Annotated in this window: 18 protein-coding genes; 7 read left to right on the top strand and 11 right to left on the bottom strand. The window is 63.6% G+C overall.

The window, feature by feature from the left end; all coding sequences use genetic code 11:
- Positions 1-248 precede the first annotated feature (248 nt).
- Together FFS60_RS27405 and FFS60_RS27400 are read right to left on the bottom strand one after the other, a co-directional pair.
- Positions 249-1,622: an adenylate/guanylate cyclase domain-containing protein gene (locus tag FFS60_RS27405; RefSeq protein WP_028626598.1), complete on the bottom strand. Its 1,374-nt coding sequence runs from the start codon at positions 1,620-1,622 to the stop codon at positions 249-251.
- 153 nt (positions 1,623-1,775) lie between these two features.
- A complete protein-coding gene (locus tag FFS60_RS27400) occupies positions 1,776-2,093 on the bottom strand; it encodes an Mpo1-like protein (RefSeq protein ID WP_028626599.1) in 318 nt (105 codons plus the stop codon).
- 143 nt (positions 2,094-2,236) lie between these two features.
- Here FFS60_RS27400 and FFS60_RS27395 point away from each other — a divergent pair, with 143 nt between their 5' ends.
- Positions 2,237-3,241 (top strand): AraC family transcriptional regulator, encoded by a 1,005-nt coding sequence (locus FFS60_RS27395; protein WP_028626600.1) that lies wholly within the window; start codon positions 2,237-2,239, stop codon positions 3,239-3,241.
- A 39-nt stretch (positions 3,242-3,280) separates the two neighbouring features.
- Here the strand turns inward: FFS60_RS27395 and FFS60_RS27390 are convergent, their stop codons facing one another.
- Positions 3,281-4,735 carry a TrkH family potassium uptake protein gene (locus tag FFS60_RS27390; RefSeq protein WP_028626601.1) on the bottom strand — a complete coding sequence of 485 codons (1,455 nt, stop codon included), beginning with the start codon at positions 4,733-4,735 and terminating at the stop codon, positions 3,281-3,283.
- Positions 4,736-4,832: 97 nt separating this feature from the next.
- Positions 4,833-6,287 (bottom strand): TrkH family potassium uptake protein, encoded by a 1,455-nt coding sequence (locus FFS60_RS27385; protein ID WP_028626602.1) that lies wholly within the window; start codon positions 6,285-6,287, stop codon positions 4,833-4,835.
- A 262-nt stretch (positions 6,288-6,549) separates the two neighbouring features.
- Here FFS60_RS27385 and FFS60_RS27380 point away from each other — a divergent pair, with 262 nt between their 5' ends.
- On the top strand, positions 6,550-7,107 hold the full coding sequence (locus FFS60_RS27380) for a nitroreductase family protein (RefSeq protein ID WP_137823771.1): 558 nt from the start codon (positions 6,550-6,552) through the stop codon (positions 7,105-7,107).
- On the opposite strand, the gene FFS60_RS27375 is transcribed toward FFS60_RS27380, so the two are convergent.
- From FFS60_RS27375 to FFS60_RS27350, 6 genes are all read right to left on the bottom strand, one after another.
- A complete protein-coding gene (locus tag FFS60_RS27375; protein WP_137823770.1) occupies positions 7,108-8,433 on the bottom strand; it encodes a HAMP domain-containing sensor histidine kinase in 1,326 nt (441 codons plus the stop codon).
- A gap of 86 nt (positions 8,434-8,519) precedes the next feature.
- The gene (locus tag FFS60_RS27370; RefSeq protein ID WP_137823769.1) at positions 8,520-8,930 is read right to left on the bottom strand and encodes a Spy/CpxP family protein refolding chaperone; all 411 of its coding nucleotides are present in this window, start codon (positions 8,928-8,930) and stop codon (positions 8,520-8,522) included.
- 184 nt (positions 8,931-9,114) lie between these two features.
- Positions 9,115-9,792, bottom strand: coding sequence for a response regulator transcription factor (locus FFS60_RS27365; protein ID WP_028626606.1), 678 nt, complete (start codon positions 9,790-9,792; stop codon positions 9,115-9,117).
- A gap of 8 nt (positions 9,793-9,800) precedes the next feature.
- Entirely contained in the window at positions 9,801-10,253 is a 453-nt protein-coding gene (locus FFS60_RS27360; protein WP_137823768.1) for a hypothetical protein, read from the bottom strand.
- A gap of 44 nt (positions 10,254-10,297) precedes the next feature.
- Positions 10,298-10,597, bottom strand: coding sequence for a YciI family protein (locus FFS60_RS27355; protein ID WP_137823767.1), 300 nt, complete (start codon positions 10,595-10,597; stop codon positions 10,298-10,300).
- 8 nt (positions 10,598-10,605) lie between these two features.
- On the bottom strand, positions 10,606-11,196 hold the full coding sequence (locus tag FFS60_RS27350) for a septation protein A (RefSeq protein ID WP_218570621.1): 591 nt from the start codon (positions 11,194-11,196) through the stop codon (positions 10,606-10,608).
- Positions 11,197-11,262: 66 nt separating this feature from the next.
- Here FFS60_RS27350 and FFS60_RS27345 point away from each other — a divergent pair, with 66 nt between their 5' ends.
- Positions 11,263-12,129 (top strand): PHP domain-containing protein, encoded by an 867-nt coding sequence (locus FFS60_RS27345; protein WP_028626610.1) that lies wholly within the window; start codon positions 11,263-11,265, stop codon positions 12,127-12,129.
- 13 nt (positions 12,130-12,142) lie between these two features.
- On the top strand, positions 12,143-12,772 hold the full coding sequence (locus FFS60_RS27340) for an L-threonylcarbamoyladenylate synthase (RefSeq protein ID WP_137823765.1): 630 nt from the start codon (positions 12,143-12,145) through the stop codon (positions 12,770-12,772).
- A gap of 9 nt (positions 12,773-12,781) precedes the next feature.
- Here FFS60_RS27340 and FFS60_RS27335 read toward each other — a convergent pair whose 3' ends face one another.
- Positions 12,782-13,138, bottom strand: coding sequence for a PA2779 family protein (locus FFS60_RS27335; protein ID WP_137823764.1), 357 nt, complete (start codon positions 13,136-13,138; stop codon positions 12,782-12,784).
- A 296-nt stretch (positions 13,139-13,434) separates the two neighbouring features.
- Here FFS60_RS27335 and FFS60_RS27330 point away from each other — a divergent pair, with 296 nt between their 5' ends.
- From FFS60_RS27330 to rluB, 3 genes are all read left to right on the top strand, one after another.
- Positions 13,435-14,133, top strand: a complete 699-nt coding sequence (locus FFS60_RS27330; protein WP_162144798.1) for a ScpA family protein — start codon at positions 13,435-13,437, stop codon at positions 14,131-14,133.
- A complete protein-coding gene (gene scpB / locus FFS60_RS27325) occupies positions 14,134-14,922 on the top strand; it encodes an SMC-Scp complex subunit ScpB (RefSeq protein ID WP_028626614.1) in 789 nt (262 codons plus the stop codon).
- Between the two features lie 109 nt (positions 14,923-15,031).
- Positions 15,032-15,996, top strand: a 965-nt coding sequence (rluB, locus tag FFS60_RS27320; RefSeq protein WP_137823763.1) for a 23S rRNA pseudouridine(2605) synthase RluB, incomplete at its 3' end; no start/stop codon positions are given.

Below are 15,996 nucleotides of genomic sequence, written 5' to 3'. Positions count from 1 at the left end.
GGCGGAGCCAAACCCGGATGCAGGGGCAAGCCCTTTGGTTCCTTTCGGCGCTTGAGAAAGGGACTCGTCCGGGGGGACGAAACCAGAAACATCCGCAGAACTCGGCAAGCAGCTGGGCTCAGGACGTTCTAGCAACACTTAACGCAGACATAGCCAATTCATTCGCCAAGGACTGCGCAGCAGGCCCGCCGGGTTTCATCAGGGCAGGCCTTCGGCCTGCTTGGCGAATGAAGTGGCCGCTACAAGCGTCAGGGAATGATCTTGTCCCGCAGTTTCTCGGCAGCCTGTTGCAGGGCCTGGATGACCCTGGCCTTGTCGTAGTTCTGGATACCGTTGGTATCCAGGTACATGGAGAAACCGGGCAGCTCGTGCTCGACGTAGCTGGAGGCGGCGCCCAGATCGCGGCGGAAGTCCACGACTTGGTAGATCTGCACCGGTCGGGTGAAGCCCTTGACGTTTATCTGGCCCTTGTCGCGGCACATGATCACGTCTTTCACCAGCGAGTAGGTTTCGTGGGAGATCAGGATTTCGCCCGCATCCGAGGCGGTTTCCAGGCGGCTGGCCAGGTTCACTTCGCGACCGATGATGGTGTAGTCCATGCGGGTATCGGCGCCGAAGTTACCCACGGTGCAATAGCCGGTGTTGATGCCCATGCGGATTTCCAGCGGCTTGGTGATGCCCTGTGCGCGCCACTGCTGGCGCAGCACCTTCATGTGCTTGCGCATGGCGACGGCCATGGACACGGCTGCCACCGCGTCCTTCTTGGCGCCCTGGGTGCTGGGGTCGCCGAAGAACACCATGACGCTGTCGCCGACGAACTTGTCGATGGTGCCGCCGTACTTGAGCGCGATCTTCGACATGTCGTTGAGGTAGTTGTTGAGCAGGTCCGTCAGTGCCTCGGCTTCCAGCTCTTCGGACAGCTCAGTGAAGCCCTTGATGTCGGAGAAGAACACGCTGAGCTTCTTGCGCTGGGTTTCCAGTCGCACGGTTTTCTTGCCGCTGAAGATCATTTCCCAGACCTGGGGCGACAGATATTTGGCGAGGTTGCGTGCCAGGCGCGCGGCCTTTTCCTGTTCGCGCTTGATCTCGCTGCGGGCCTGGGCCAGGCGCAAGCCTTGCTGGTGTACGAAGAAGGCGATGATGCAGATGTAAAGGGTGGTAAAGAGCACGCTGACCAGGGCCACCAGGGCTGGGGTACCCCCCTTGAACTCCGGCTGCAGCGCGAGGCCGACAGCGGCCATGCTGACGAGCGATCCGCCCAGCACCAGGGTCATCTGGCGCAGGCCGCCGAGGATCATGGCGCTGAAGCAGAGGGTCAGCACGATCATCAGCGCCGGAACCACCGAGAAGCCCAGCAGGGCAACGGCGGCGCCGGAATGGAATGTGTCGACGCCGAGCAGAATGCGGTCGGTGCGCTCCCCTGGGAAACGCAGGCTCAGATGGTGGGCCAGGTGAGGGTAGAGCAGGGCGTAGGGAACCATCCAGAGGATGTCAAAGCTGAAATGCTGGACGTAGGTGCCGGCGGCGATGCTGGCGGCGATGGCCATATAGGCCAGCACACGTGAGTAGTACTCACGCAGCATTGGCGTTGCGGTGGAGGGGTCGAGCATGGCGGGCTTCATGGCTTGGGTCTGTCCCTGGTGCTTTCTTGACGCCGGGTTGCAGTGTTCGGGTAACGCTGCAAGTCCTGGGCCATGACTTTTGGCTGGTGCGGGATCATAACCAGGCGAGGGACCGGCGGCCAAGCTGACGCCGACCCCGTCAGACTCCGGGGCTCAGAAGCGGATGCGGCCGGTCAGGGCATCCTTGAGCATCACCCAGTCACCCATGAAGCTGTAGAACGGGTACTTGAAGGTGGCCGGTTTGTTCTTTTCGAAAACGAAATGGCCGACCCAGGCGAAGCCGTAACCGGCGAAGGGAATGGCCAGCAGCCAAAGCCACTGCTGGGTGACCAGCGCGTAACCGAGGATGCTCAGCACCAGCAGGCTGCCTACATAGTGGAGGCGGCGACAGGTGTCGTTGCTGTGCTCCTGCAGGTAGTAAGGGTAAAACTCGGCGAAGCTTTGAAAGCGGTGTACTGACTCAGTGGGCATGACGGCGGCTCCAGGTTCTTGTTGTCTGGAGCAGTGTAGGACGGGTGTCTTCGTGGGCCAGTGACAATGAGCGCCACTTTAGTATCCTTGCCGGCACGCCGCCCTGCGGGTGGCTGTCTTGAACTTCAGAACAAGAAGGCGCCATGAGCGAACGCACGACTTCTTCGAGTTGGGCCCTGGGGATAGTCCAGGCCCTGGAAATGGGTGGAGTGGACTGCCTCAATCTGTTTCCCGAACTCGGTCTCGATTACCAGGCCCTGAACGATCCCGACGCCCGTTTCCCTCAGGACGGCATGACCCGTCTCTGGCTCCGGGCTGTCGAGCTGTCCGGCAATCCGGCCATTGGCCTGAATATGGCCAAGGTGGTTCGTCCGGCTTCCTTCCATGTTGTGGGCTATGCGCTGATGTCCAGCCGCACCCTCAAGGAGGGCTTTACCCGGTTGGTGCGCTACCAGCGGATCATTGCCGAAGGCGCCGACCTCAGCTTCTGCGCGACGCGCGAAGGCTATGAGCTGCGCTTGTCGATCCATGGTGACCGCCTACCGCCGGCCCGGCAGAGCGCGGAGGCTTCCATGGCTTACTGCCTGGCATTCTGCCGCTGGATGACCGGCCGGCCGATCAACCCGCTGGAGATCCGCTTCCAGGGACCGGCACCGGCGGACCTGGAGCCCTACCGCCAGGTGTTCCAGGCGCCGCTGCGCTTTAATACCGAGCACTGCGCCCTGTTGTTCAGCCGTGGCGATATGGAAACCCCGCTGCCCACCGCCAACGAATCCCTGGCGCAGTTGCACGACCGCTTCGCCGGCGACTACCTGGCGCGCTTCTCTGGCACCCGTGTCACGCACCAGGTGCGCCAGGTGCTCTGCCGTCTATTGCCGCAGGGCGAACCCAAGCGTGAAGTGGTGGCCAGCCTGATGCACCTGTCCCAGCGCACCCTGCAGCGGCGTTTGCAGGAAGAAGGGGTGAGCTTCCAGCAACTGCTGGACGATACGCGTCGTGAGCTGGCGGAGCAGTATCTGGCGCAACCGAACCTGACGCTGCTGGAGATCGCCTACCTGCTGGGGTTCGCCGATCCGAGCAACTTCTTCCGCGCCTTCCGTCGCTGGTTCGACAGCACTCCGGGAGAGTTCCGCGCGCGCCTGGAATGACGTCCGGGTGGGCTTCAGCCCACCGCTGTCGCTGAATGATCAGTGCCGCCAGAAGTAAGGCGTCAGCAGCACCAGTACGGTGAGGATTTCCAGGCGACCCAGCAGCATGCCCAGGGTCAGCAGCCACTTGGCGCCATCCGGCAGGCTCGAGAAGTTGCCTGCCGGGCCGATGATTTCGCCCAGGCCTGGCCCCACGCCGGATACGGTGGCGGCGGCGCCCGTGAGCGAGGTGATCCAGTCCAGACCCATCAGCGACAGGCCCAGGGCGATGCCGCAGATGATGATGGTGAAGAAGAACGAGAAGGTCAGGATCGAGCGGACGATGTCTTCATCGAGGCGGTGGCCGTTGTAGGTCTGCTTGATCACCGCGCGCGGGTGCACCAGTTGGGTCAGGTTGGCCTTGAGCAGGATGTAGGCCACCTGGAAGCGGAAAATCTTTATACCGCCCGCGGTGGAACCCGAGCAGCCACCGATGAAGCCCAGGTAGAAGAACAGCATCAGCGAGAAGTTGCCCCACAGGCTGTAGTCGCCCAGTGCGAAACCGGTGGTGGTCAGGATGGACGTCGTGTTCACCGCCACATGGCGCAGCGCGTCCAGCCAATGCAGTTCGGTGGTCAGCCAGTACCAGGTACCCAGCACCAACCAGATGACCAACAGCAGGCCGATGAAACCTTGTACTTGCTCATCCCTGATCAGCGCCTTGCGATTGCCGCGCAGCACGGACACATAAAGCATGAAGGGCAGGCTGCCGAGGATCATCACCACCACCGCCACCCAGTGCACTGCCGGTTGTTGCCACTTGGCCAGGGACTGGTCGGAGGTGGAGAAACCACCGGTGGCAATGGCCGACATGGCATGGTTGATCGCGTCGAACGACCCCATGCCCGCTGCCCAGAACGCCAGGCTACCCAGCAGGGTGAAGCCGACATAGATGGCGACGATGTACTTGGCCACCATGTGCGAGCGCGGCATGACCTTGTCTGAGCGGTCGGAAGATTCGGTCTGGAACAGGCGCATGCCACCGATACGCAGAAGCGGCAGGATCGCCACCGCCATGCCGATGAAGCCGATGCCGCCGAGCCAGTGCAGCAGCGAACGCCAGATGAGGATGCCCGGGGACATGCTGTCCAGGCCGCTCAGCACCGTGGCACCGGTGGCGGTGATGCCGGACATGCTCTCGAACCAGGCGTCGGTGAAGCTGATGTGCTGGGTGAGCAGGAAGGGCAGCGCGGCGAAGGCGCCGACGATGATCCAGCTCGACACCGTCAGCAGGTACATGTCCCGGGGGCGCAGGTGGACTTGCTCGGGGCGACCTGGAATGACCAGCGACAGGCCGGCGATGAAGGTCATCAGGCTCGACCAGACGAAGGCATTGATGTCTTCGGTGCGCTCGTAGACCACCAGGGTCAGCACGGGAATGGCCATGCTGACCGCGAGGGTGATCAGGAAGATACCGTTGAGAAAGCCGATGATGCGAAGGGTCGGCAGGGCCATGGGGTCCGCTTCTGGCTGGAGGGCGAAACGCGCAATTCTAACCGGGCTCGGCGCCCTGTAAACCCGGCGCCCGTTGGACTATAGCCTGCGCCGACCCTCAGTGACGCCAGAACCCCGGCGTGAACAGCACCAGCACGGTGAGGATTTCCAGCCGGCCGAGCAGCATGCCGATGGTCAGCAGCCATTTGGCCGCATCGGGCAGGGTGGAGAAATTGCCCGCCGGCCCGATGATCGGGCCCAGCCCCGGGCCGACGTTGCACACGGCGGTGGCCGCGCCGGTGAGGGCAGTGACCCAGTCCAGGCCAACCAGGCAAAGCCCAAGGGCAATCACCGCGATGGTAGTGGTGAAGAAGAAGGAAAAGGTGATCAGCGAGCGGACGATGTCGTCGTCCAGGTTGTGGTTGTTGTACTGCTGCTTGATCACCGCGCGAGGGTGCACGAGTTGTTGCAGGTTGGCCTTGAGCAGTTGCCAGGCCACCTGGAAGCGGAAGATTTTCAGGCCGCCGGAGGTAGAGCCGGAGCAGCCACCGATGAAGGTCAGGTAGAAGAACAGCAGCACTGCGAAGCTGCCCCACAGGGTGTAGTCGCCCAGTGCGAAGCCCGTGGTGGTGACCACCGAGGTGATGTTCACGGCGACGATGCGCACGGCGTCGAGCCAGCTGTTGTCGGAGTGCGCCCAGAGCCAGGTGCCAACAAGCAGCCATGACACCACCAGGAACCCAATGAAACCATGCACCTGATGGTCGCGTAGCAGTGCCTTCCGATTTCCGCGCAGTGTCGCGACGAACAGGGTGAAGGGCAGGCTGCCGAGGATCATCACGGCGACGGCTACCCAGTGCACCGCGGGTTGCTTCCAGTTCGCCAGGGATGAATCCGATGTGGAGAAGCCGCCGGTAGAAATCGCGGCCATGGAGTGGTTGACCGCATCGAATGGGGTCATGCCGGCCAGCCAGAACGCCAGGGTGCCGAGTAACGTCAGGCCCAGGTAGGTCAGCACGATGAACTTGGCCACCATGTGCGAGCGCGGCATCACCTTCTCGCCCCAGTCGGAGGATTCGGTCTGGAACAGGCGCATGCCGCCGACGCGCAGCAGCGGCAGGATGGCCACGGCCATGCCGATGAAGCCGATGCCGCCCAGCCAGTGCAGCATCGAGCGCCAGATCAACAGCCCCGGTGAGGCCGTGTCCAAGCCGGTGAGCACGGTGGAACCGGTGGTGGTGATACCGGACATGGTTTCGAAAAAGGAGTCGGTGTAGCTGATGTGCTGGATCAGCACCATGGGCAGGGCAGCGAAGCAGCAGACGATGACCCAGCTCGCGGTGGTCAGCATGTACATGTCACGGGGACGCAGGTGGCTGTTTTCGGGACGTCCCGGGCCTACCAGCGCGAGGCCGGCGACGAAGGTGATCAGGCTTGACCAGAGGAAGGCGAAGATGTCATCGGTGCGCTCGAACAGCAGCAGGGTCAGCATGGGGATAACCATGCTCACGGCCAGGGTAATCAGGAAGAGGCCGATGATGAAACCGATGGTGCGCAATGTCGACAGGGACATGGAGCCCTCTGGGGCAGTAATCGAGCGGGGCATTCTACTGGGCCTTCGAACTCCGCGAAATGCCCGGTTGGAGGGGCTCACGCGTTTCCGGCCAGGAAAAGGATAGGCATGTGCAGATGGCTCCGCTCCTACCTTCTACGATCCACTCCCATCATCTCCTCGTTGGATCGCTACCTTGCTCGCTGCGTTCTCTTTGCATGCTTGCGAGACTGAGTCGTGCTATCGGCTAGAATGCCGGCTCCCTGAATTCTGGAGGTGGCCGATGGAGGCTCTCGACGCTCTGCTCAACCGTGTATCCCTGGCTCGCTTGCACGAGCCGGCACCGGACGCCGCCCAGCGTGAGGTGCTGTTCCGTGCGGCCCTGCGCGCACCTGACCACGGTTACCTGCGCCCCTGGCGCTTCCTCACCATCGAGGGGGAGGGACGTGCGAAGCTCGGTGAGCTGTTCGTCTCTGCCGTGCTGGCCAAGGACCCGCAAGCGCCGGAGGCAGCCACCACCAAAGCACGCAACATGCCGCTGCGGGCGCCGCTGATGGTGGTCGTTGTCGCGACCCTGCAGGCGGGTCACAAGGTGCCCGAGGTGGAGCAGTTGCTGTCGGCCGGCTGCGCTGCCCACGGAATGCTGCTGGCCGCACACGCCCTGGGGCTGGGGGCCATCTGGCGGACCGGCGAGATGGCCTACGACCTCACCGTCGCCAACGGACTCGGTCTGGCGGAAAATGAGCGGGTAGTCGGCTTTCTCTACTTGGGCAGCGTCGAGGGCGAGCGCCGCGCCGCGCCGGAGCTGGCTCCGGCTGACTTCGTCCAGAACTGGGGTTGATCAGGCCTTCAGTGCAGCGGGTAGTTCCAGGGTGGCGATGAAGCCGCCCTCGGGATGATTGCCCAGGTCAAGGCTGCCACCGTGACGCTCCACCGCCCTGCGTGCAATGGCCAGCCCCAGGCCGTGCCCGGCACCTGACTGGTTGGGCGCACGGAAGAAGGGTTCGCCCAGCCTCGCCAGATGTTCGGCGGCTACACCGGGGCCATGGTCGCGGACCCTGATCACCAAGGCGCCATCCTTTACATTCACTGTCACTTCCACCGGCTGCCCCTGGGGATTGAAACGCAGGGCATTGCGCAGCAGGTTATCCAGCGCCCCCTCCAGCATGTCGGGCCAGCCTTCCAGTTGCGGTTCGCCGATGCAGTCGATGCGAACCTCCTGCTCCGGCGCCAGCAGACGGGCGTCTTCCTTCAGTTTCTCCAGCAACGCTCTCAGGGCGATGGGGTGACGCGCGCCCGGCTCTGCGTCCAGGCGCGCGAGGGCGAGGATTTCGCTGATCAATGCTTCCAGGCGGTCGCATTCCTGACCCAGGCGCGGCCAGAGGGCTTCCCGCTGGTGGGGTTCGGCGCGTTCGGCCAGGGCCAGGGCGATACGCAAGCGGGCCAGGGGAGAGCGCAGCTCGTGGGAAACATCCCGCAGTAGCTGGCGCTGGCTGCCGATCAGCCCTTGCAGGCGCTGGCCCATGCGGTTGAAGTCGCCGGCCAGGACGCCCAACTCATCCCTTCGTCGCGCCAGGCGGGATAGGCTGTCCTGCTGGTAAGCGGTCTGGCCGAGGTCATGCACGGCCCGGCGCAACCGATCGAGGGGGCGGGTGATGGACAGTGTCAGGGCCAGGCTGAACAGGGTCAGCACCACCAGGGCGATGCCCAGGGCGCTGAAGGGCCAGAGCAGGCTGCCGCGGTGCCAGGCGTCCAGCTCCGGGTAGGGGATGCGGTAGATCAGCAGGTAGGACTCGCCGCTGACGGGGCTTGTGTACTCCTCGGTCAAGCGGCGCCACGGCAGGCGGCGCGGGTTCTTCTGGCGTGCTTCGAAGGCGGCGGCGCGAGGCGGAAAGGTGCCTTCGACCACGGGCTGGCCAGTGTCGTTGAGCATCTGCACGTCGACTCGCGCGCGATGGCGAAAGTGTTCCAGGTAGCGCTGGGTGTCCTGCGGGCCTTGGTCTTCGTAGCGTTGCACCAGGCGCTCGGCCAACCCCTGAAGAGTCGGGTGGTGGCTGAGAATCCAGGCATCCTGGTTCAGCGCGCGGCCCAGCAGGATGGACAGTCCAGCCACCAGGGCCAGGGCCAGCCAGAGGGTGGCCAGGATTCGCCAGAAGAGTGAACGCACGGTGTAGCTCCTGAACGGCAAAACCCATCAGGCCGGCTGGCCTGATGGGCGTAGGGTGGGTGCCGGCAGCCTGGGCCGCCTGGCGATTACTGGGCCTTCTTGTCCTTCTCCGCCTTCCAGGCTTCGAACTCGGCGCGTTCGGCGCGGCGCTCTTCCATCTTCTTCTGGAGATCGTCGAAGGCTTTCTGCTGCTCGGGCTTGAGCTGGGCGCGGATGGCATCGCGGTTCTTGGTTTCGGCGGCCTTGAGCTCGTCCTGCATGGCTTTGCGCTCGGCAGCCGGCAGTTTGTCCAGGTAGCGCTGGGTGATGTCGTGGCGGGACTTCATCTGCTCGCGCATCAGCTTGCCGATTTCATGGCGCTGTTCCTGGGTGAGGTTCAGCTCCTTGAACATATGGCCACCGAAACCGCGCTCATGGCGCGGGCCGCCTTCCGGCATGGCCATGGCCAGGGTCGGCAGGGTAGCGGCGAGCAGCAGGGCGATGAGGGTCTTGCGCATGGTGGTTCTCCTAGTCTCGATTCCGGCCAGTTGCCGGATGTGCCCAGTCTAGGGATGGCAAGGTCAAGGGCAGTCAGCCGTGAGTAAAGCCTGGGTAAAGACGCAGAGCCTGCTGACAATCTGCTGGGCGTCGGCCCTGCTGCGCTAAAAGCAGGCTCTAGCTCGCGAGATCGTAAACAGGCTCTCAGGCGCTGTAGTAATAGCCGCGGCTGCGCAGCGCCAGGATGCGAGGTCGGCCGTCCGCATGGGGGCCGAGTTTCTTGCGCAAGTTACTGACGTGCATATCCAGGCTTCGGTCGTAAAGGGTCAGCTTGCGGCCCAGGGCGAGTTGCGCCAGTTGCTGCTTGTCCAGCGGTTCGCCGGGCTGGTGCAAGAGGGCTTCGAGCAGGCGGCCTTCGGAAAGGGTGAGGCTGATCTCGTGATTGCCGACGGTGACAATGCCGCGCACCGGGCTGTAGCAGAGGTCGCCCAGTTCAAGCTGGCTGGATTGCGGCGGCGGCTGGGTGCGACGCAGCACGGCGCGCAGGCGGGCGGTGAGTTCGCGGGGGTCGCAGGGCTTGGCCAGGTAGTCGTCGGCGCCCAGTTCCAGGCCGAGGATGCGGTCCAGCGGCTCACCACGGGCGGAGAGCATGAGGACCGGCAGTTCCGGGTGGTCGCTGCGCAGTTGCTTGAGCAGTTCCAGGCCACTGCCATCCGGCAACATCACGTCGAGCACCACGGCAGATGGAGCGTGCTCGGCCAGGGCCGCACGCGCAGATTGGCCGTCATGGCAGGCGCGGACGTTGAAGCCTTCCTGACTGAGCCAACTGATCAGGAGCTCGCAGAGTTCCTGGTCGTCATCGATAAGCAGCAATTCACTCATGGTGCGGTTCAGTTGATCCATTGACGGCGTTGTCGGCGACCACCGCGGGCTGCCAGGCCAGCAAACAGGGAGAACAGGGCGACGCCACCGCCGACTGCGAACCAGGTCTGCTGTTCGGTCAGAAAGCGTGGCGATTGCGATGCCTGGGCTTCCTTGAGTTGCAGCTTGAGGCGCTGGTTCTCCTGACGCAGGCGGGAGAGCAAGGCATTCTCCCGCTCGCCGCTGGCTGCTTCCAGTTGGGTGCTCAGTTCGTTGCGCTGACGCTCGCTTTCGGCCAGTTGGCGCTGGAGCTGGCCGAGTTGAGCGACCAGGGAGTCGCTTGCGACGGCTGCTGCTGCCGGGGCCACGGAACGCGCAGGGAGATCTTCTTCCGCCGGCGTCACGTGCCGGGGTTCTTCAGCCAGGGCCAGACTGCAGAGCAGCGCGGCGGTAAACAGCAGGGGCAATTGACCGACGTGCATGGGAACTCCTTTTTCCTGGCGTGGAACGGCTGAAGGGGATTGGCTTAGGGGAAGACCTGCTTGAAAGGTTTGACCACAACGTCGGCGTAGACGCCGGCGGCGCGGTAGGGATCGGCGTCGGCCCAGGCCTTGGCGGCCTCGAGGGAGTCGAACTCGGCAACGATCAGGCTGCCGGTGAAACCCGCGCTGCCCGGGTCAACGCTGTCTACTGCCGGGTGCGGGCCGGCCAGCACGATGCGGCCTTCGGCCTTCAACTGCTCCAGGCGCGCGAGGTGCGCCGGGCGGGCAGCGAGACGGTTTTCCAGGGAATCGGCAACGTCGGTGGCAATGATGGCGTAGAGCATGGCAATCCTTATTGTTGGGGCTTTTCGGTTTCGCCGTCGTGAAGGTGGCGAGCCAGGTAGACGCCCTGGCCGACCAGGAAGAGCACGGTCATGCCGAGGCTGCCGAAGACTTTGAAGTCCACCCAGAACTCGTGGAAGGTGAAGGCTACGAAGAGGTTGGCGCAGCCGCAGACCAGGAAGAATGCGACCCAGGCAAGGTTCAGGCGCACCCAGATGGCCTGCGGAAGGCTCAGGGCATGTCCCATCACGCGCTGGATCAGGGGCTTGTCGCCAATGAAGTGGCTGCCGGCGAACGCCAGGGCGAAGAGCCAGTTCACCACGGGCGCCTTCCATTTGAGGAAGGTTTCGCTGTGGAAGGCCAGCGTCATGCCACCGAATACCAGGCAGGCTGCCAACGTCAGCCACTGGCCTTTCTCAAGGCGGCGCTGGTGCAGGAAGATGGCGCCGTAGACGATCACCGAGCTGATGATCAGAACCGCGGTAGCGCTGAAAATACCGCCTAGCATATAGGTATGCCCGGCCAGCTCGATGGCGCGTGGTTCCAGTTTGTAGACGACGAAGAAGAGGATAAGCGGGATGAAGTCGATGAATTGTTTCACGGCGGCAGCCAGAAGCGGGATGTGGCGGCATAATAACAAACCAATCCCCTAGCGAAAGCAGACCCCATGCAGATCGACCTGCATTGCCACAGTACGGCCTCTGACGGTGCCCTGGCGCCCGCGGCCCTCGTCGCCCGCGCTCACGAGCAGGGCGTGCGCCTGCTCGCGTTGACCGACCACGACACCCTCGAAGGCCTGGACGAGGCTCGCAAAGCAGCCGTAGCGCTGGATATGCAGCTGATCAACGGTATCGAACTGTCCTGCACCTGGGGTGGCGCCACCATCCATGTGTTGGGCTACGCCTTCGCTGCCGATGCCCCTGCGTTGCTGGAGGCCATTGCGGACCTCCATCGCGGCCGCTGGTCGCGGGCCGAGGAAATCGCCCGTCGCCTGGCCGCCAAAGGCATGCCGGGTGCCCTGGAGGGTGCCAGGGCGGTGCAGCAGGAGTTGGGTGATAGCGGCAACGCACCGGCACGCCCGCATTTTGCGGAGTTCCTGGTCCGCAATGGCCACGTGCGCGACCGTGCCGAGGCGTTTCGCAAATGGTTAGGGGCCGGCAAGCTGGGCGATGTGAAGCAGCACTGGCCAACCCTGGCCGATGCGGTGGGAACCCTGCGCACCGCGGGTGCCTGGATCAGCCTGGCGCACCCGTGGCAGTACAACTTCACCGGCACCAAGCGGCGCAAGCTGGTGGCGGATTTCATCCAGGCCGGCGGTCACGCGTTGGAAGTGGTGAACGGCCTGCAGCCAGCGGACCAGGTGGGAAGCCTGGCCATACTGGCGCGAGAATTCGGCATGCTGGTCAGTGCCGGTAGTGACTTCCATGCACCCTGCGATTGGTCGGAGCTGGGCATGTACCGACCCTTGCCGGATGATCTGCCGCCGATCTGGGGGCGCTTCCGCCATGCATACAGCCCTATTGCTGCCCTCTGAACAGGGAGATGTCGTGAGTCAATTTTTCCAGATACATCCGGAGAATCCACAGCCGCGCCTGATCAAGCAGGCGGTGGAGATCGTCAAGGCGGGCGGGGTGATCGTCTACCCCACCGATTCGTCTTACGCTCTGGGATGCCTGATCGGTGACAAGAACGCGGTTGAACGTATTCGCCGACTGCGTCGCCTGGATGAGAAACACAATTTCACCCTGGTGTGCCGCGATCTGTCCGAGATCGGATTGTTCGCCAAGGTGGATACCGCAGCGTTCCGCCTGATCAAGGCGCATACGCCCGGCCCTTACACTTTTATTCTTAGCGCCACCCGTGAAGTTCCGCGCATGCTGATGCACCCGAAACGGCGCACCATTGGCATGCGGGTACCGGACCACCCCATTGCCCTGGCGTTGCTGGAGCAACTGGGCGCGCCCCTGATGAGCACCAGCCTGATCCTGCCGGGTGAAGAACTGCCGATGAGCGACCCCTACGAGATGCGCCAGATTCTCGAACATCAGGTCGACCTGATCATCGACGGCGGTCACGGCGGCATGGCAGCGTCCACCGTGATCAACCTCTCAGAAGGCAAGCCCGAGGTGGTGCGCGTGGGTTGCGGCGACCCGCAGCCCTTCCTTGACGAGGACTGAGCTCCCCGCTCAAAGCAGGATCGCCACCAGGATTATCACCAGCAGGATGATGATGAAGTCAGTACTGCTGATGTTCCCACCCGCAGGTGCTGCGTTCATTTTTTGCGCAAGTTGGGCGGCTTCCTCATGGGTCAGGGCCTGTGCCCGCGTGCGTGCCGTGGCGGCATCCACGCCCATGGCGCGCATCTGATCCTGAACCTCGGACTGGCTGAGGAAGGCGTCGATCCTGGCGCGATCGCTGGATTGCTGTTGGGTCGCGATGGCTTCATCGGTGCCGATCATGCCCGCTTGCACCGTTGTAACCGGCACCAGGCCGAGGTAGACGAACATGAGGACGGTACTGAAAATCAGGGCGAATAGTTTCATCGGAACCTCCTTGGGCGTTTCGCTCCAGACCTGACCAAGGGCGCTGCGTCGTACTTTTTTAGTCTGGCACATGGTGCTAATTTGCCCGCTTTCCCGCCGACCGGTCCGACCCGGTAGGCTTCAACCGAGGGCAGCAGCGCGCAGCGGCCGAGCAACGAGAGGAACACATGCACGAAACGCCGCTAAACGAGTCGCCGGATCCCCAGGCGGGCGCCCAGCAGGAGCTGCCCTTCGCCCTGGTCTACGGTCAGGCGGTGACTGAGCTGCCGCAAGACCTGTATATCCCACCGGATGCGCTGGAAGTCTTCCTCGAGGCCTTCGAAGGCCCTCTCGACCTGCTGCTGTACCTGATCCGCAAGCAGAACATTGACATCCTCGACATCCCGGTCGCGGCCATCACCCACCAGTACATGGCCTACGTCGAGCTGATGAAGTCGGTACGCCTGGAGCTGGCCGCCGAGTACCTGGTCATGGCCGCCATGCTGGCCGAGATCAAGTCGCGCATGCTGCTGCCGCGCTCGAACGAGGCGGAAGAGGAAGAAGACGATCCGCGCGCCGAGCTGATCCGCCGCCTCCAGGAGTACGAACGCTTCAAGGCGGCTGCCGAAGGTATCGATCAACTGCCTCGCGTGGGGCGCGACCTCATTGTTCCGCGTGTGGATGCACCGGACGCGCGAGCGCGCAAGCTGCTGCCGGATGTCGCCCTGGAAGAGGTCCTGCTGTCCATGGCCGAGGTGTTGCGCCGCGCGGATATGTTCGAAAGCCACCAGGTAACCCGTGAGGCGCTGTCCACCCGCGAACGTATGAGCGAGGTGCTGGAAAAGCTCAAGGGCGGGGCTTTCGTACCTTTCGTCGTGCTGTTCACGGTCGAGGAAGGTCGTCTTGGCGTCGTGGTCACCTTCATGGCGGTGCTGGAGCTGATCAAGGAACAGCTGGTTGAACTGGTGCAGAATGAGCCATTTGCCCCCATTCACGTTCGGGCGCGAGCCGAGTAGATGAACCTCAACGATCCCAAGGAACTTGCGTCGCTGCTGGAAGCTTTCCTCCTGGCGTCCGGCAAGCCTCTTTCGCTGGAACGCCTGGCCGAACTCTTCGAAGAGGCCGAGCGCCCCGAGCTGTCGGTGATCCGTTCGGCCCTGGCCATCCTCGCCAAAAGTTGCGAGAAACGTGCGTTCGAACTGCGCGAGGTTGCCTCTGGCTACCGTCTGCAGATTCGCGAGCGTTTCTCGCCCTGGGTTGGCCGGCTCTGGGAGGAGCGGCCGCAGCGCTACTCGCGCGCGATGCTGGAGACCCTGGCCCTGGTGGCCTATCGGCAGCCCATTACCCGTGGCGAAATCGAGGATATTCGCGGTGTTGCGGTCAATAGCCAGATCGTCAAGACACTGTTGGAGCGGGAGTGGATACGGGTGGTCGGCTATCGCGACGTACCCGGAAAACCGGCCATGTTCGCCACCACGCGCGCATTTCTCGACCACTTCAACCTGAAGAGCCTGGAAGAGCTCCCGCCGTTGGCCGCCCTGCGTGAGCTGGAACCCGAGCCGGTGCTGGAGCTGGACGACGGCGATGCGCCAGTGCCCGAAGGGTTGCAGGCCCGTGCGGACGCCGAACAGCTTGCCGAGCCGCGCGTGGAAACCAGTTTCCGCTCCCTGCTGGCCGAGCTCGACACCATGGAAGAGGGTCTGAAGACCGACTTCGACGATCTGCTGCTCGATGAGGCCGACGAAGCGGAAGCCGTTATTGCCGAAGCCGACGACGAGTCGCTTCCGGACGAAACCCTGCATTGACACCACCGGTCAGCGGACAGGCTGACGCCGGGCCTTTGCTCAACTAGCCTCAGTGCCAGCGGCCGCGTATGATGCGCGGCCTTTTACTGCTACACCGGGAGGTGCCCAGATGAGTGACGTCGAATACAGCCCCACAGGGGAAAAGCTGCAGAAGGTCCTGGCCCGTATGGGGCTGGCTTCTCGCCGCGATATAGAGGCCTGGATCACTGAAGGCCGAGTGAAGGTCAACGGCGAAGCCGCCACCCTTGGTCAGCGCGTCGACAGCCATGACGCCATCAGCGTCGATGGTCGTCTGCTCAAGCGCGAAGAAGAAGTCGAGAGCGTCCGCCGCGTACTGATCTACAACAAGCCAGAAGGCGAAGTCTGCACCCGCGACGACCCGGAAGGCCGTCCCACGGTGTTCGAGCGCCTGCCGCGCCTGAAGGCCGGCCGTTGGATCAACGTCGGTCGCCTGGACATCAACACCACCGGCCTGCTGCTGTTCACCACTGACGGTGAACTGGCCAACCGCCTGATGCACCCCTCCTACGAGATGGACCGCGAGTACGCCGTGCGCGTGCGCGGCGAAGTCACCGAGGAGATGCTGGAGAACCTCAAGCAGGGCGTGATGCTGGATGACGGCCCTGCGAAGTTCACCGACATCAAGGAAGCGCCGGGTGGTGAAGGCTTCAACCACTGGTACCACTGCGTGGTGATGGAAGGCCGTAACCGTGAAGTGCGTCGTCTCTGGGAATCCCAGGGGTTGGTGGTCAGTCGCTTGAAGCGCGTGCGCTTCGGCCCGGTATTCATCACCTCCGACCTGACCATGGGTCGCTGGCGTGAGATGGGCCAGAACGAGGTGGATATCCTCAGCACTGAAGTTGGTCTGAAGCCTGTGGCTCTTCCGGCCATGAAGGGCAAGTTCCGCGAGAAGCTGGATCGCCTGCAGCGCAAGTCGGCCAAGCCGGTGGGCGCTCGTGGTCCGCGCAGCGAAGGTGGCGAGCGTCCGGCTCGTGGCCCGCGCAGCGAAGGTGGCGAGCGTCCGGCTCGTGGCCCGCGCAGCGAAGGTGGCGAGCGTCCGGCTCGTGGTCCGCG

This window comes from Pseudomonas sp. D(2018), from assembly GCF_005502555.1.
GTDB classification, from domain to species: Bacteria; Pseudomonadota; Gammaproteobacteria; order Pseudomonadales; family Pseudomonadaceae; genus Metapseudomonas; species Metapseudomonas resinovorans.
The sequence above is the reverse complement of the archived record's forward strand: the minus strand, read 5'-3'. Positions and strand labels throughout refer to the sequence as shown.

What these genes read in the sequence shown, in the direction of transcription:
- FFS60_RS27405 (WP_028626598.1), bottom strand. Translation starts at nt 1,622, where the DNA reads ATGAAGCCCGCCATGCTCGACCCCTCCACCGCAACGCCAATGCTGCGT.
- FFS60_RS27400 (WP_028626599.1), bottom strand. Translation starts at nt 2,093, where the DNA reads ATGCCCACTGAGTCAGTACACCGCTTTCAAAGCTTCGCCGAGTTTTAC.
- FFS60_RS27395 (WP_028626600.1), top strand. Translation starts at nt 2,237, where the DNA reads ATGAGCGAACGCACGACTTCTTCGAGTTGGGCCCTGGGGATAGTCCAG.
- FFS60_RS27390 (WP_028626601.1), bottom strand. Translation starts at nt 4,735, where the DNA reads ATGGCCCTGCCGACCCTTCGCATCATCGGCTTTCTCAACGGTATCTTC.
- FFS60_RS27385 (WP_028626602.1), bottom strand. Translation starts at nt 6,287, where the DNA reads ATGTCCCTGTCGACATTGCGCACCATCGGTTTCATCATCGGCCTCTTC.
- FFS60_RS27380 (WP_137823771.1), top strand. Translation starts at nt 6,550, where the DNA reads ATGGAGGCTCTCGACGCTCTGCTCAACCGTGTATCCCTGGCTCGCTTG.
- FFS60_RS27370 (WP_137823769.1), bottom strand. Translation starts at nt 8,930, where the DNA reads ATGCGCAAGACCCTCATCGCCCTGCTGCTCGCCGCTACCCTGCCGACC.
- FFS60_RS27365 (WP_028626606.1), bottom strand. Translation starts at nt 9,792, where the DNA reads ATGAGTGAATTGCTGCTTATCGATGACGACCAGGAACTCTGCGAGCTC.
- FFS60_RS27360 (WP_137823768.1), bottom strand. Translation starts at nt 10,253, where the DNA reads ATGCACGTCGGTCAATTGCCCCTGCTGTTTACCGCCGCGCTGCTCTGC.
- FFS60_RS27355 (WP_137823767.1), bottom strand. Translation starts at nt 10,597, where the DNA reads ATGCTCTACGCCATCATTGCCACCGACGTTGCCGATTCCCTGGAAAAC.
- FFS60_RS27345 (WP_028626610.1), top strand. Translation starts at nt 11,263, where the DNA reads ATGCAGATCGACCTGCATTGCCACAGTACGGCCTCTGACGGTGCCCTG.
- FFS60_RS27335 (WP_137823764.1), bottom strand. Translation starts at nt 13,138, where the DNA reads ATGAAACTATTCGCCCTGATTTTCAGTACCGTCCTCATGTTCGTCTAC.
- scpB (WP_028626614.1), top strand. Translation starts at nt 14,134, where the DNA reads ATGAACCTCAACGATCCCAAGGAACTTGCGTCGCTGCTGGAAGCTTTC.